This is a genomic window from Flexivirga aerilata, from assembly GCF_013002715.1.
In the GTDB taxonomy this organism is placed as follows: Bacteria; Actinomycetota; Actinomycetes; order Actinomycetales; family Dermatophilaceae; genus Flexivirga; species Flexivirga aerilata.
The window spans coordinates 2065297-2079606 of record NZ_JABENB010000001.1 but is presented as its reverse complement, the minus strand read 5'-3'; the positions used below and the strand labels follow the sequence as shown (position 1 = coordinate 2079606).

Genomic DNA, 14310 nt, shown 5'->3' with positions numbered 1-14310 from the left:
GCGCCGTGTGGATCCCCGCCGCTCAGCCCGGTGTCTGCGCGGTGCCCGCGCAGATCAGCTGGGCCACCAGTGCCGTCCAGCCGGTCTGGTGGGTCGCGCCAAGGCCTGAGCCGTCGTCCCCGTCGAAGTACTCGCTGAAGGTGACGTGCTGATCCCAGAGCGGCCCGCTCGGATACCACCGGGGCGTGCCCGGGCGACGCCCGTCCGGCCCGGGGCGGAAGAGCCCGACCAGCCGGTTCGCGAGCTCGTCGGCGCCCTCCCCCAGGGTGCGCTCGGTGGCGGCGCCGCTCGCGTCGGCGATCCGTTCGTCGGGATATGCCTCGGCATACGTCTGGAGGGCGTCCAGGAGCAGGAAGTTGACCGGCCACCAGACCGGCCCGCGCCAGTTGGAGTTGCCGCCGAAGAGCGCACTGTCGGACTCGGCGGGCGTGTAGCGCAGGGACAGATGCTCACCACCGATGTCGACGGTGAGCGGCTCGCGATATTGCGCGGACAGCGAGCGTATGCCGTGCGCCGACAGAAACTCCGACTCATCGAAAACCATTGCCAGCAACCGCTTCCGGCGGTCAGCTGTCACGAGGGCCATGGTGATCCGCTGATCGTCATGGGTCTGGTGATGGTCGAAGACCGACGCCAGGCCGGTGTCGCGGCGTTCCATCCACTGCACCTCGCCCACCAGCCGTGGCAGTTGCGCGGCGAGGAGCGGGTGCACCGACTCGACCGCGATCAGCGGCAGCAACCCGACGAGCGAGCGCACCGGCAGTCGCTCACAGCTGCCGTCCGGCCGGACGACGGCGTCGTAGTAGAAGCCGTCGCCCTCGTCCCAGAGTGAAATGCCTTGGGAGCCAAAGGTGTCCATTGCCTGTGCGAGGCGCAGGAAGTAGTCGAAGAAGGTGCGCGCGGTCGCACCCCAGGCGGGCGTCTCCTGGGCGAGTTCGACCGCGATCCGCAGCATCGACAGCGAGTAGAAGGCCATCCAGCTCGTCGCGTCGGACTGCTCCAGCCGCAACCCGTCGGGCAGCGGCTTGGACCGGTCGAACAGCCCGATGTTGTCCATGCCGAGGAAGCCACCCTCGAAGAGGTAGGAGCCGTCGGCGTCCTTGCGGTTGATCCACCACGAGAAGTTGAGCAACAGCTTGCCGAACACCCGGATCAGGAAGTCCCGATCCTGGTCTCCCGCAACGGAATACACCAGCCAGGTCGCCCAGGCGTGCACCGGCGGGTTGACGTCGTCGAAGTTCCATTCGTATGCCGGCAGCTGTCCGTTGGGATGTTGCGCCCACTCGGCGACCATCAGCTCGAGCTGGTCCTTGGCGAACGCCGGGTCGATCAGCGCCAGCGGCACGGTGTGGAAGGCCAGATCCCAGGACGCGAACCAGGGATACTCCCACTCGTCCGGCATCGAGATGACGTCCGCGAGGTCCAGGTGCGTCCAGTTGACGTTGCGGGCGCCGGGCTCGCGGCGTTCCGTGGGAGCCGGTGGCTGGGGGTCCCCCTGCAGCCAGGACTCGACCGGGTAGCGGAAAAGCTGCTTGCCCCAGAGCAATCCGGCGAATGCGCGGCGGGCGATGTGGGTGTCGTCGGCAGTCGCCTGCTGCGGGATGACCGCCGCGTAGAAGTCGTCAGCCTCCTGCTTCCGTGCTCGCAGCACCTCGTCGAAGTCGGCGAACCCGCCGGCGGACGCGGCCTCGAAGGGCGCGTGCGCGTCCTCGGTGCTCGCGCCGGTCGCGGAGAGGCGCAGACGCACCGTGCGGGTGCCGCCCGGCTCCACCTGGTCGTAGTGCCACCAGAAGCCGGCCTTGGTGCCCTCGTCGGCCCGCACCTGCGACTCGTCGCCGTGCACCACGGCACGACCGATCCCGCCCTTCGGGCAGTCCGACCGGCCGGCACTTCCGTAGAGCTCCTGATCGTCGGTCTCGTTGTCGCAGAAGACGATCCGCGGGTCGCCCTCGGCCTCCAGCCGGTAGGTGCCCAGCCACGCGTGCTTGACCTCGACGGCGCCGTCCACCAGTCGCATCGTCGGCGTGCGGTCGTCGCCGCCCCACGCCCACGTGTTGCGCAGCCACGCCTGCGGCACCAGGTCGAGTGGCGCGGGGTCGGGTCCCTGGTTGGTGACGGTCACCTGCATGAGGACGTCGGTCGGGCCCGCCTTGGCGTAGGTGACCTCGACGTCGAAGAAGCGGTTGTCGTCGAGCACACCGGTGTCGGTGAGCTCGTACTCCGGCTGGGACCGGTCACGGGCCGCATTGCCTGCGACGAGTTCGGCATAGGGGAAGGCGGCCTGCGGGTAGCGGTAGAGCCAGGTGGCGAAGGAGTGGGTCGGGGTGGCGTCGGTCGGCCACCAGACCTCCTTGACGTCCTCGCCGTGGTTGCCCTGGCCGTTGGTCAGCCCGAACAGCCGCTCCTTGAGCCGGTCGTCGCGGCCGTTCCACACCGCGACCCCGAGGTTGAGGAAGCCGAAGCGGTCGGTGAGACCGGCGAGGCCGTCCTCGCCCCACCGGTAGGCGCGCAGGTGGGAGTGGTCGAACGGGAAGTAGTCCCAGGCGTTCCCGTCGGCCGAGTAGTCCTCGCGGACCGTGCCCCACTGGCGCCCGGACACATACGGCCCCCAGAGGCGCCAGGGCGCGTCGGCGTCGGGAGACTCAGCGAGACGGGCGTGTTCGGCGGTCGGCGGTGTCGTCGGTGTCGTCGTCACCCGCCGAAGACTGCCACGTCCCGCTGGGCGCGTGGGGTGGCGCGGGCGCCGGCATACAGTCGCGGCGGCGAGCCTCGCGGTCGCGCACCGTCACACTGCGAACGCGGCGAGCTCCCCCTGCAGCACCGGCGTCACCTTGGCGTGCACGTGCGTCCCATCGGCGGTGTGCTCGGTCGCGAGCACCTCGCCCTCCTCGTGCAGCCGGGAGAGCAGGTCGCCACGCTGGTAGGGCAGCAACAGCTCGACCCGGATGTCGGGACGGGGCAACTCGTCGTCGATGAGCTGCTGCAGCTCGTCGAATCCGGCTCCGGTGCGGGCGGATACGGCGATCGCGTGCTTCTCGGCGCGCAGCAGACGGTCGATCACGTGCGGGTCGGCGAGGTCGGCCTTGTTGACGACCACGACCTCCTTGACCTGGTCGGCGCCGACGTCGGCGAGCACCTCGCGCACCGCGGTGATCTGCGACTCCGGGTCGGGGTGGGAGCCGTCGACGACGTGCAGCACCAGGTCGGCCTCACCGACCTCCTCCAGCGTGGAGCGGAACGCCTCGACGAGCTGGTGGGGCAGCTCGCGCACGAAGCCGACCGTGTCGACCAGCGTGTAACCGCGACCGTCGCGGGTCTCGGCCCGGCGTACGGTCGGATCGAGGGTGGCGAACAGCTGGTTCTGCACCAGCACGCCAGCACCGGTGAGCCGGTTGAGGATCGAGGACTTGCCGGCGTTGGTGTAGCCGGCGATCGCGACCGACGGCACCTGGCCGGCGCGGCGGGAGTGCCGCTTGGTGTCGCGCATCGTCTTCATCCCCGACAGCTCACGCCGCAGCTTGGCGATGCGGGTGTTGATGCGGCGCCGGTCGAGCTCGATCTTGGTCTCACCGGGACCGCGCGAACCCATGCCCTGACCGCCGGCGGCCTGGCCACCGGCCTGCCGGGACATCGACTCACCCCAACCACGCAGGCGCGGCAGGAGGTATTGCAGCTGGGCCAGCTCGACCTGTGCCTTGCCCTCCTTGGACTTGGCGTGCTGGGCGAAGATGTCGAGGATCAGCGCGGTGCGGTCGATGACCTTGACCTTGACGACGTCCTCCAGCCCGCGACGCTGGCTCGGCGTGAGCTCGGTGTCGGCGATGACGGTGTCGGCACCCTCGGCGATCACGATGTCGCGCAGCTCGGCCGCCTTGCCCGAGCCCATCCAGGTGCCGGGGTCCGGCTTGAGCCGGCGCTGCAGCACGCCGGCGAGCACGGTCGAGCCGGCGGTCTCGGCGAGCGCGGAGAGCTCGCGCAGCGAGTGCTCGGCCTCCTCCGCGGTGCCCTCGCCCCAGACGCCGGCGAGCACGACGCGCTCGAGGCGCAGCTGGCGGTATTCGACCTCGGTGACGTCCTCGAGTTCGGTGGACAGACCGGCGACGCGGCGCAGCGCGGCACGGTCCTCACGGTCGAACTGGTCGCCGTCGGTGCTTCCCTCGATGAGGAAGCCGTCGTTGTCGTAGCGGGGGTCGACGTCCGCCTCCGCGGCCAGCGCCTCTGCGCGGCCGTCCAGCAGATCGGATCGACGCATGTCTTGGGTGTTTCGAGCTGTCATGTTCTCCATATCGTCTCAGGTGTCAACGCTCCGGGCGAGCGAGTTAATCCACCCGTACGGCGATACCGTTGCGATCCGATGAGCGACCACTACTTCACCGCACAGCCGGCGAGCGCGGACGAGCGCCGCACGATCAACGTGCCCCTTGCCGGGCGGACCCGCGCCGTGCAGGTCGCACCGGGTGTTTTCTCCCCCGACCGCATCGACCAGGGCACGAGCGTGCTGCTGCAGCACGCTCCCCCGCCGCCGAGCGACGGCACCTTCCTCGATCTGGGCTGCGGCTGGGGCCCGATCGCGCTCAGCCTCGGATTGCTGTCACCGGACGCGCACGTGTGGGGTGTCGACGTCAACGAGCGCGCCCTCGACCTGCTCGCCCACAATGCGGCCGATCTCGGGTTGTCCAACGTGCACGGCGCCACCGCCGAGCAGGTGCCGGCCGGGCAGCGGTTCGACCTGATCTGGTCCAACCCCCCGATCCGGGTCGGCAAGCAGGCGCTGCACGACCTGCTCACCACCTGGCTGCCGCGCCTCACCGACGACGGCGTCGCCTACCTGGTGGTGCAGCGCAATCTCGGGTCGGACTCGCTGCAGAAGTGGCTGACCGAGCGCGGTTTCGCGGCCGAGCGCTTCACGAGTGTGAAGGGGTTCCGCATCCTGCGCGTCAGCCCGGCAACGTGACCTGTCCCTCGGCGATCACGTGCGCCGGCCCGGAGAGGGCCACCCGGTCGCCGGCGATGTGTACGCCGAGGGTCCCGCCCGGCACGTCGACCCGCCAGTCGAGCTGGCCGGCGGGCTGACCCGCCCACCACCACGTCGCGAGCGCGGCCGCGGCCGCGCCGGTGCCGCAGCTCTGGGTCTCACCGACGCCGCGCTCGTGCACGCGCATGCTGATGTGGCCGGGGTCGAGCGCGCGGACGAACTCCACGTTGGTGCCGTGCTCGGGGTGCGGGTCCACGTGCGGCGCGTGCGTCAGGTCCAGCGCGCCGAGGTCGATGCCCGGGGGCAACGCGACGACCGTGTGCGGGTTGCCGAGGTCGAGGCTGAGCGCCGGCAGCGGGTCCTCGGCGCCGACGACCTGCACGACACCGTCCATCCCCCGCTCGGCGGCGTCGGCCGGCCGGGCCAGCCGCCACGGCCCGAGATCGGTGGCGAAGCCGTCCCCGGCCGGGGTGATCCGCTTGACGCCGGCCCGGGTCGCGATCGCGAACTCCGGGGTGTCGACCAGCCCGTGATCGACCAGGTAGCGGGCGAAGACACGGGTGCCGTTGCCGCACATCTCGGCGATCGAGCCGTCGTGGTTGCGGTAGTCCATGAACCACCGCGCGTCCTCGGCGCGCTGCCGGATTTCCTCCGGCGCGTGCTCGATCGGCACCACGCGGATCACGCCGTCCCCGCCGATGCCGGCCCGCCGGTCGGCGAGGAACGTCACCTCGCGGGCGTCCAGCTCCGGGGCACCGTCGAGCGCGGGCACGAGCACGAAGTCGTTGAGCGTGCCCTCCCCTTTGGCAAAGGCGATCGTCGTCACGCCGACATTCAACGGCATGCCGTATGACGGGACAAACTCAGCGGAGCGGCGCGGCGCGGCCCAGCACCCCGAGCGCGCGGTCGAGCAGGTCCGGCGCGTCATACGGCAGCCAGTGGATGCGGGGGTCGGGTCCAAACCAAGACTGCTGTCGGCGGGCGAACTTCCTTGTGACGGCTGCGGTTTCGCTCTTGGCTTCTTCCTCGGTGAGTTCACCGTCGAGTTGCCGCAGCGCCTGGGCGTAGCCGATCGCCCGGCTCGCGGTGCGCCCGTCGCGCAGACCTTGGGCATCGAGGCGGCGGACCTCCTCCAGCAGACCCGACGACCACATCCGGTCGATGCGACGCACGATGCGTTCGTTGAGGTCGGCTCGCTCGATGGCGAGGCCGAGCACCACTGTGGGAGCGACGAATTCGCGGCGCGGCATGGTCGCGGAGAAGGGGCGACCGGTGAGTTCGACGACCTCGAGGGCGCGCACGACGCGGCGTGCGTTGCCGGCCGGGATGTTGGCGGCGGCCTCCGGATCGCGCGCCGCGAGCTCGTCATGCAGCCGGTCCGCACCGAGCTCCTCCAGCCGGGCCTCCCAGCGGGCCCGCACCGACGCGTCGGTCGGCGGGATCTGCAGGTCGTCCAGCGCCGCTCGCACGTAGAGCCCGCTGCCACCGACCAGCAGCGGCACCCGGTCACGCGCCCGGATCGCGGCGAACGCCTCTCTCGCCCGCCCCTGGTATGCCGCGACACTCGCCTCCTCGCGCACGTCCAGCACGTCGAGCAGGTGGTGCGGCACGCCGCCCCACTCCTCCGGCGGCAGCTTCGCGGTGCCGATGTCCATGCCGCGGTAGAACTGCGACGCGTCGGCATTGACGACCTCGCCACCGAGCCGCCGGGCGAGCGCGATGCCGAGGTCGGACTTGCCGGTCGCGGTCGGCCCGACGACGGCGACGATCGGCATGCGGCTCACGCCCCGAAGATAGTCGGCGCGCTCCCTACGATGAGCGGGTGAGTGTGCCGAGCAGCGCCGAGGTGCGAGCCCGCATCTGCGGACCGGCCCGCCGGCGGGCCTTCTCCTACTTCACGGTCGATCCCGCGGACCGGGCCGATTTCGCGGCAGCCGCCGACGCCGTCGCGGCCGACCGTGAGCGGCTGGCGCAGGTCGCGGAGGTCGTCGGCAGGTTGCGGGAGGGCATGGGTGTGCCGCTCACCCGCCTCCCAGCGGACCTCCCCGGCCGTTTCGACCCGCACGACCGTCGGACGCCGGTCGCGGAGCGGTTCTTCTACCCGGTGGCGTTCGCGGCGGCACTGCCGGATGCCCTGGCCTTTCACCGGGCCCGCGCCATACCGGATGCCGCGTCGCGGGCGATCTTCGCCGATCTCGGGCGGCACCTGCGCATCTTCGAGCGGACGTTCGGGCAGACCGGCCTGCACGTGCAGGAGTGGTTCGCGTTGCACCTGCGCGGGCTGATCTACGACTTCGGCCGGCTCCAGGGCAACCTCAGCGAGCTGACCCAGCCGCCGGCCCAGCTCGCGGCCGCGTCGGTGCCGGCGCCCCCCGGCGCGCCCGTGATCGACATCCACATCCCCGACAGCGGGCCGCTGCGGGCCGCGCAGGTCGATGCGTCTTTCGCCCGGATGCGGCCGTTCTTCGCCCGGCACTTCCCGGAGCTGCCGCCGTTGCGGGTGGCGGTCTGCACCAGCTGGCTGCTCGACGAGCAGCTGGAGAGGCTGGTGCCGGGCAGCAACATCGCGGCGTTCTGCGGCCGCTGGCGGCCGATCGGGCCGCCCATCGACGGCGACTGGTCGGTGCGCAACTTCGTCTTCCGCCGCCCGGACGCGACGCCCGGCGAGCTCAGCGGCAGTTCCCGCCTGGAGCAGGCCGTGCTGGCGCACTGGCGCTCCGGCGGGCAGTTGCACGTGCGCACCGGCTGGCTCACCCTCCCCACCCGCAGCGGCGGGCGCCCGACTTCGGAATACTGGGCGCCATGAGCAACGAGCCGACCGACGACACATACGACATCGAGGAAGAGGAGACGGCGACCGACGAGGGCATGCCGTTGCGCCCCGGCTACGACGACGCCAACCGGCCGGAGCCGACCGAGACCTCCTCCGACGACTGAGCAGCAACACCACGGGGCACCACCCGGCGAGCCCGCGCCCTTGACCTTCAACCCGGTCGAGGGTGTGGGCTCGTCCGTATGACGACAACCCACCCCCGCGCGTCCGCGTGAGCGCCCTGGTCCACCTCTGTCGCGACTGCGGCCACCAGACCGAGGGGCACCTGCCTCGCAACGGCGGCTACACCCGGTGCCTCTGCTGTCGCGCAGGCAGCGCCAACCCTGACCCGGATCCTGTTGTGCTGCAGACGTTCTCGTTGCCCGGATGGCGCCCGGAGCCGCTGCTCGCGCCCGGCGCGCGCCGCAACACCGGGACGATGCACGCGACGACGACGTGTGACTGTGGGGCGTGTGCGGCGTCATACGCGACGTTGACGGGGGCCGACTGACGGCTTCCTCGCCGAGTGACGGCTCGTTTGCGCCGTCACTCGGCGAAGGGAGCGTCAGTCGCGGTGGGTGAGCTGCGCGCTAAACCAGGTGCGCGCGGGCGGCGGGTGCGAGCAAGATGCTCCGGTGACCGACTACCTCGCGCTCAACCGCGCCAACTGGGACGACCGGGCCGCCGCACACGCAGCGAGCCCGGACTACGCCGTGGCCCAACTCGTAGACGGCACACGCCGATTGAGCGATGTCGTCGAGTTCGACCTGCCGCGTCTCGGCGACGTCGACGGGCTGGACGGGGTGCACCTGCAGTGCCACATCGGCACCGACACCTTGTCGCTCGCCAGGCTCGGCGCCCGGATGACCGGCGTCGACCTCTCCCCTGCGTCATTGCGTGAGGCGCGGGGCATCGCCGCCCGCGCGGGCGCCGACATCGACTACGTCGAGTCCGATGTGTATGCCGCGCCGACCGCCCTTCGCGGCCGGACCTTCGATCTGGTCTACACCGGCATCGGCGCCCTCTGCTGGCTGCCCTCCGTCGACCAGTGGGCGGCGACCGTCGGTGCGCTGCTCCGCCCCGGCGGCCGACTGTTCATCCGGGAAGGGCATCCGATGCTGTGGTCCTTGACTGACGAAAAACCGGGACCCACAGTCGAGTTCAGCTACTTCGAACAACTCGAGGGGCAAGTCTGGGACGAGGGCGGCACCTACGTCGAGACCGACCACGCATTCACCGCGAATACCACCGTCGAGTGGAATCACGGCCTCGGCGAGATCGTCACCGCCCTGCTCGATCACGGGTTACGGCTGACCGCGCTCGCCGAGCACGACAGCGTGCCGTGGTGCGCGCTGCCCGGCCAGATGAGCGTCGATGAGCGCGGCGAGTGGCGCCTCACCGACCGACCCGAACGGCTTGCCGCCAGCTACACGCTGCAGGCCACCAAGACCTGACCGACGCCTTCCCGCTTGTGAGAAGCGGCGTTCGGTCATCGACCGAAGGCCGTTTGTCATTGTGCGACAAAGGAATTCATCATGGAGAAGATCAACGACAGACTGTTCAACTGGGCATCGCTCCTGGAGGACAACACCCGGGAGCAGGCCGAGGTCACCGCGACCATGCCGTTCATCCACCCACACGTCGCGCTGATGCCCGATGCTCACCTCGGACTCGGCGCCACCGTGGGCTCGGTGATCCCGACCCTGGGTGCCATCATCCCGGCGGCGGTCGGGGTCGACATCGGCTGCGGCATGATCGCGGTCCGGACCCAGTTCACCGCGGCCGACCTCCCGGAGGACCGCTCCGTCATACGGCACAGCATCGAGCGGTCGATCCCGCTGTCCGCGGGCGGCGCCAACCGGCGAATCAGCAGGGACCACACCGTTGCCCGGCTCGACGAGCTGTCCGCGATGGCGGTGGATGCCGATTTCGACCCGGCGTCCTACGCCAAGAAGTGGAAGCTGCAGCTCGGCTCGCTCGGGTCCGGCAACCACTTCATCGAGGTGAGCCTGGACGAGCAGGGCCGGGTGTGGTTGTTCCTGCACTCGGGGTCGCGGGGTGTCGGAAACCGGATCGCCCAGCGACACATCGCGGTTGCTCGCGAGCAGTGTGCGAAGTGGTGGATCTCGCTGCCGCACAAGGATCTTGCCTACCTCGTGGAGGGCACGCCGGAGTTTGATCGCTACCTGGCCGAGCTGCGGTGGGCGCAGCACTTCGCACTGCTCAACCGGGAGGAGATGATGGATCGGGTCGTGCACGACGTGTCGCACTGGGTCGGTGAGCCGGTGATCGAGCAGGAGCGCATCAACTGCCATCACAACTACACCGAACGGGAGCGACACTTCGGCAAGCAGGTGTGGTTGTCCCGGAAGGGCGCTATCAACGCCGAGGCCGGGCGGCCGGGCCTGATCCCGGGCTCGATGGGCACGGCGTCATACGTGGTGACCGGCCGGGGCAACCCGGTGGCGCTCAACTCCTCCCCGCACGGCGCAGGCCGGGCCTACTCCCGGTCGGCCGCGCGACGGGCGTTCACCGTGGAGCAGCTGCGCTCGGCGATGAGCGGCATCGAGTACCGGGACACCGCGGCATTCCTCGACGAGATCCCGCAGGCGTACAAGGACATCGACGTAGTCATGCAGGACGCGGCCGACCTGGTCGAGATCCAGCACACGCTGCGGCAGATCGTCAACGTCAAGGGCGACTGACGGCTCCCTCGCCGAGTGACGGCGCCATTGCGCCGTCACTCGGCGAGAGGAGCGTCAGTCGCGGCGGGTGGGTCCTCAGTAGGTCATGCCCATCAGCTCGAACACGTCGGCCAGCGTGCGGTCGGCGAGGGCCGCCGCGCGGGCGTTCCCGGCACGCACCACATCACGCAGGTATGCCGGGTCGGCCGCGAAGTCCGCGCGCCTGCGGCGATGCTCGGCGAGTCCGTCGTTGGCTGCCGTGGTCAGCTCCCGTTTGAGGGCGGCCGCTCCCCCGTCGCCGATCCGGTCGGCCACCTGCTCGGGTGTCTCACCGGTGAAGAGCGCCGTGATGCGCAGCATGCTCGACACCTCGGGACGGCGGTCGGGCTCGAAGGTGATCCGGCGCTGCAAATCGGTGCGGGCCTTACGGATTCGCGTCGCGGTCGCGTCTGCCGTCATACCCAGCTCGATGCCGTTGCCACGACTCGTCGACATCTTCCGCCCGTCGAGTCCGGGCACGACCGGCGCCTCCGTGAGCAGCGCCTCCGGCTCGGTGAAGTAGCCCTCGCCGTAACGGGCGTTGAAGCGGCGCGCGATCACCCGCGCCTGCTCCAGATGTGGCAACTGGTCCTTGCCGACCGGCACGACGTTGCCGTGCACCGCCAGGATGTCCGCCGCCTGATGCACCGGGTAGGTGAGCAGCAACCCCGACAGCGGCCGCCCGTCGGTCGCCGCGAGCTCGTCCTTGACGGTCGGGTTGCGTCGCAACCCCGCGTCGCTGACCAGGGACAGGAACGGGAGCGTGAGCTGCCCGATCGCCGGGACAGCCGAGTGCGCGAAGATCGTCGAGCAGGTCGGGTCGATGCCGGTCGCCAGATAGTCCGCGACCTGACCGAGAGCCGCCGACCGCACGTCGCCGATCGCGCCGCGATCGGTGATCACCTGCAGGTCGGCGATCAGGATCATCGTGTCGATCCCCTTCTCCTGGAAGGCGACTCGCGACCTCAATGTCGCGAAGAGGTGGCCGATGTGCAACGGTCCCGTCGGCCGGTCACCGGTGAGAATCCGTTGCCGGCAGGGCGGGGTGGTGATGGTGGTCATCTGCGCTCCTTGGGGTGGGCCCGGACCACCGGCGCATGACACAAGGACGCCGCCCGGCCCGGGCGGCGTCGAATGAAAGGGGTTGCTTCGTCGGGGCCGCCGGTTACGGCAGCCACCACGACGTGCGTGCGAGCAGAAGCATGGCGATGACGGTAGCACCGAGCAGCAGGGCGCCGACATACACGACAGTGCCGCCCCAGCCGCCGGCACTGAAGGCGACGCCCGCGCAGGCACCGAGCACCGACGACCCGACGTAGTAGGCGAAGAGGTAGAGCGCGCTCGCCTCGGCACGGTGCTGTTTCGCGAGCAGGCCCACCCAACCGCTGGCCGTCGCGTGGGCGGCGAAAAACCCTGCGGTGAAAAGAAATACGCCCACCAACACACTCGGGACGTATGACGGGAGCGTCAGCACGAGGCCCACCCCCGTCACCAGCTCCGCAGTCATCAGCGTGCGGGCACGCCCGAAGCGATCGGCGAGCCGGCCCGCCACCGCGGACGACACGGTGCCGGACAGATACATCAGGAAGACCAGCCCGACGATCGACTCCGGCAGGCCGAACGGCGGCCGCAGCAGCCGGAATCCGAGCAGGTTGTAGACCGCGACGAAGCCGCCCATCAGCAGGAACGCGGTGGCGAACAAGCCGAGCAGCGCCGGGTTGCGCAGGTGCTCACGCACCGCCGCGGACGTCGACCGCAGGCCGACGTGCTGCGCCTCGAAGTAGCGCGACGCGGGGGCGAGGCGGACGAACATCAGCGTGAAACCGAGCGCGACGACGGCGGCGGCCTCCATGGCCCACCGCCAGGTCGACACGTCCAGGGTGAACGACGCGACGAGCCGGCCGGCCAGGCCGCCGATCGTGGTGCCGGCGATGTAGCGGCCCATCGCGGCGCCGAGGTGGTCGCGGTGCACCTCCTCGGCGAGGTAGGCCATCGCGGTCGCCGGCACGCCGGCCAGTGCGATCCCCTGCAGGGCCCGCAGCACCACCAGCACGGTGAGGTTGGGCGACCAGGGCAGCACCAGCCCGAGCGCCGCCGAGGCGACCGCCGAGAGGGTCATCACCCTGGTGCGGCCGAAGCGTTCGGACAGCGCGCTCGCCGGGATGATCGCGAGCGCCAGCAGCCCGGTCGTCGCCGACACCGTCAGCGCGGACGCCGCCGGTGAGATGCCGAAGTCGGTGGCCAGCGACGGCAGCACGGCCTGGGCGCAGTACATCGCCACGAACGTCGTCATGCCGGCCGCGAAGAGCGCCAGGGTGATGCGGCGATAACCCGCATCACCGCGGCGGTAACCCGCGGCCGGCGGCGAGGTCTGCAGGGCAGTCACCGGACCATCGTGGCGCGCGGCACCGTCATACGGAAATGAATCCTCGACACCAGATCGATGCACTGATGCATGATGAAGGGATGCGGGACGAGGTGCGCTGGTTCGTGGTGCTGGCCGACGAGGAGAACGTCACGGCGGCCGCGGCGCAGCTGCACGTCCCGCAACCGACACTGTCGCGCAAACTCGGCCGGCTCGAACGCCAGCTGGGCACAACGCTTTTCGACCGGATCGGCCGCCGGCTCGTGCTCAACGACGCCGGGCGGATCTACGCCGAGCACCTGCGACGGGCCGACGCCGAGCTGGCCGCCGGCGAGCAGCGCGTCCGCGAACTCGGCACCCCGGCCGAGCGGGTCGTCCGCCTCGGCTTCCTGCACTCCTTCGGCACCTGGCTGGTGCCGCAGCTGATCCAGCAGGCGCGCGCGGCCGACCCTGCCCTGCGCTTCGACCTGGTGCAGGACGCCGCCGAGACGATCACCGGCCTGGTCGCGGACGGCAGTCTCGACCTGGGCATCGTCTCGCCCCGGCCCGCCGCGAGCGGCCTGCGCTGGCGGCGCCTGCTGCGGCAGGACGTGCACCTCGCGGTGCCGGCCGCCAGTCCCCTCGCCCGCGAGACAGCCATCGACTTCGCGCAGCTCTCCGATGTCGAATTCGTAGCGATGGGGCGCGGATTCGGCATGCGCCAGCTGCTCGACGAGGCGTGCGACGCGGCCGGGATCGAGCCACGCATCAGCGTCGAGTGCCAGGAGCTGGACACCGTGGCCGGTCTGGTCGCCGCGGGCATCGGCATCGCCCTGCTGCCCGACTCACCGAACACCCGGGTGCCGCCCGGCGTGGTGCTCCTGGACATCTCAGGGATCGACGCCGGCCGGGAAGTCGGCCTGGTGTGGGCGCGCGATCGGGCACTGCCCGAGCCGGCCCGCCGGGTGCGCGACCTCGCCCGCTGACCCGGCCGACCCGGCTACCCCGCTCCCCCGGCCACCACCGCTAACCGCGCAGGCAGAGGCAGAACGGGTGCCCGGACGGGTCGAGGTAGACCCGGAAGCCGGGGTGCTCCTCGTCGCCCTCGACCTTGCGGGCGCCGAGCGAGAGCGCGTGCGCCTCGGCCTCGTCGTAGGAGTCGACGGTGAAGTCGAGGTGCGCCTGCATCGGCACCGCCGGGTCCGGCCAGGTCGGTGGGGTGAATTCGCGGGCCCACTGGATCGCCAGCGGCACCCCGCCGCCGGGTGGCGTCACCTCCCACCAGTCGTCGTCCGCGCGGGTCACCTCCCAGCCGAGCAGATCGGCGTAGAAACGGCCGAGCCGCTCCGGCTCGGGGCTGTCCAGGGCGAAGAGTTGCAGCTCGATGAGTGCCATGGTCCAAGCATCGCGCCGCCCACCGACAGCACGCACCCGACATACGCCGATCCGACTTTCC

At 70.7% G+C, this 14310-nt stretch carries 14 protein-coding genes; 7 read left to right on the top strand and 7 right to left on the bottom strand.

The window, feature by feature from the left end:
• Positions 1-22: 22 nt before the first annotated feature.
• A complete protein-coding gene (locus tag HJ588_RS09825; protein WP_171154429.1) occupies positions 23-2695 on the bottom strand; it encodes an MGH1-like glycoside hydrolase domain-containing protein in 2673 nt (890 codons plus the stop codon).
• Between the two features lie 90 nt (positions 2696-2785).
• Positions 2786-4276: a GTPase HflX gene (gene hflX, locus HJ588_RS09820; RefSeq protein ID WP_171154427.1), complete on the bottom strand. Its 1491-nt coding sequence runs from the start codon at positions 4274-4276 to the stop codon at positions 2786-2788.
• A 78-nt stretch (positions 4277-4354) separates the two neighbouring features.
• Here hflX and HJ588_RS09815 point away from each other — a divergent pair, with 78 nt between their 5' ends.
• Positions 4355-4954, top strand: coding sequence for a class I SAM-dependent methyltransferase (locus tag HJ588_RS09815; protein WP_171154426.1), 600 nt, complete (start codon positions 4355-4357; stop codon positions 4952-4954).
• Here the strand turns inward: HJ588_RS09815 and dapF are convergent.
• Positions 4938-5801, bottom strand: coding sequence for a diaminopimelate epimerase (gene dapF / locus HJ588_RS09810; RefSeq protein WP_343036657.1), 864 nt, complete (start codon positions 5799-5801; stop codon positions 4938-4940). The two genes, HJ588_RS09815 and dapF, sit on opposite strands and share 17 nt — an antisense overlap.
• Before the next feature lie 37 nt (positions 5802-5838).
• Entirely contained in the window at positions 5839-6750 is a 912-nt protein-coding gene (gene miaA, locus HJ588_RS09805; RefSeq protein WP_171155614.1) for a tRNA (adenosine(37)-N6)-dimethylallyltransferase MiaA, read from the bottom strand.
• 47 nt (positions 6751-6797) lie between these two features.
• On the opposite strand from miaA, the gene HJ588_RS19995 reads away from it, so the two are divergent.
• The 5 genes from HJ588_RS19995 to HJ588_RS09790 all read left to right on the top strand — a co-directional run bounded on the left by HJ588_RS19995 (position 6798) and on the right by HJ588_RS09790 (position 10492).
• The gene (locus HJ588_RS19995; protein WP_171154421.1) at positions 6798-7781 is read left to right on the top strand and encodes an acyltransferase domain-containing protein; all 984 of its coding nucleotides are present in this window, start codon (positions 6798-6800) and stop codon (positions 7779-7781) included.
• Positions 7778-7912 carry a hypothetical protein gene (locus tag HJ588_RS19770; protein ID WP_281358820.1) on the top strand — a complete coding sequence of 45 codons (135 nt, stop codon included), beginning with the start codon at positions 7778-7780 and terminating at the stop codon, positions 7910-7912. The genes HJ588_RS19995 and HJ588_RS19770 overlap by 4 nt, the downstream gene beginning before the upstream one ends.
• Before the next feature lie 236 nt (positions 7913-8148).
• The gene (locus HJ588_RS19000) at positions 8149-8298 is read left to right on the top strand and encodes a hypothetical protein (RefSeq protein ID WP_212755383.1); all 150 of its coding nucleotides are present in this window, start codon (positions 8149-8151) and stop codon (positions 8296-8298) included.
• A 124-nt stretch (positions 8299-8422) separates the two neighbouring features.
• Positions 8423-9241: a methyltransferase domain-containing protein gene (locus HJ588_RS09795; RefSeq protein WP_171154419.1), complete on the top strand. Its 819-nt coding sequence runs from the start codon at positions 8423-8425 to the stop codon at positions 9239-9241.
• Positions 9242-9322: 81 nt separating this feature from the next.
• Complete coding sequence (locus tag HJ588_RS09790; RefSeq protein WP_171154416.1) at positions 9323-10492, top strand: RtcB family protein; 1170 nt, start codon at positions 9323-9325, stop codon at positions 10490-10492.
• A 75-nt stretch (positions 10493-10567) separates the two neighbouring features.
• Here HJ588_RS09790 and trpS read toward each other — a convergent pair whose 3' ends face one another.
• Together trpS and HJ588_RS09780 are read right to left on the bottom strand one after the other, a co-directional pair.
• Positions 10568-11572 carry a tryptophan--tRNA ligase gene (trpS, locus tag HJ588_RS09785; RefSeq protein ID WP_171154414.1) on the bottom strand — a complete coding sequence of 335 codons (1005 nt, stop codon included), beginning with the start codon at positions 11570-11572 and terminating at the stop codon, positions 10568-10570.
• Between the two features lie 103 nt (positions 11573-11675).
• On the bottom strand, positions 11676-12896 hold the full coding sequence (locus HJ588_RS09780) for an MFS transporter (RefSeq protein WP_343036656.1): 1221 nt from the start codon (positions 12894-12896) through the stop codon (positions 11676-11678).
• A gap of 80 nt (positions 12897-12976) precedes the next feature.
• Between HJ588_RS09780 and HJ588_RS09775 the strand changes: the two genes are divergently transcribed.
• Positions 12977-13840 (top strand): LysR family transcriptional regulator, encoded by an 864-nt coding sequence (locus HJ588_RS09775; RefSeq protein ID WP_171154412.1) that lies wholly within the window; start codon positions 12977-12979, stop codon positions 13838-13840.
• A gap of 40 nt (positions 13841-13880) precedes the next feature.
• On the opposite strand, the gene HJ588_RS09770 is transcribed toward HJ588_RS09775, so the two are convergent.
• Positions 13881-14249, bottom strand: coding sequence for a VOC family protein (locus HJ588_RS09770; RefSeq protein WP_171154410.1), 369 nt, complete (start codon positions 14247-14249; stop codon positions 13881-13883).
• Positions 14250-14310 lie beyond the last annotated feature (61 nt).

Coding starts and splice junctions, on each gene's coding strand:
- hflX (WP_171154427.1), bottom strand. CDS start 4,276: ATGACAGCTCGAAACACCCAAGACATGCGTCGATCCGATCTGCTGGAC.
- HJ588_RS09775 (WP_171154412.1), top strand. CDS start 12,977: ATGCGGGACGAGGTGCGCTGGTTCGTGGTGCTGGCCGACGAGGAGAAC.
- trpS (WP_171154414.1), bottom strand. CDS start 11,572: ATGACCACCATCACCACCCCGCCCTGCCGGCAACGGATTCTCACCGGT.
- HJ588_RS09770 (WP_171154410.1), bottom strand. CDS start 14,249: ATGGCACTCATCGAGCTGCAACTCTTCGCCCTGGACAGCCCCGAGCCG.
- HJ588_RS09815 (WP_171154426.1), top strand. CDS start 4,355: ATGAGCGACCACTACTTCACCGCACAGCCGGCGAGCGCGGACGAGCGC.
- HJ588_RS19770 (WP_281358820.1), top strand. CDS start 7,778: ATGAGCAACGAGCCGACCGACGACACATACGACATCGAGGAAGAGGAG.
- HJ588_RS09790 (WP_171154416.1), top strand. CDS start 9,323: ATGGAGAAGATCAACGACAGACTGTTCAACTGGGCATCGCTCCTGGAG.
- miaA (WP_171155614.1), bottom strand. CDS start 6,750: ATGCCGATCGTCGCCGTCGTCGGGCCGACCGCGACCGGCAAGTCCGAC.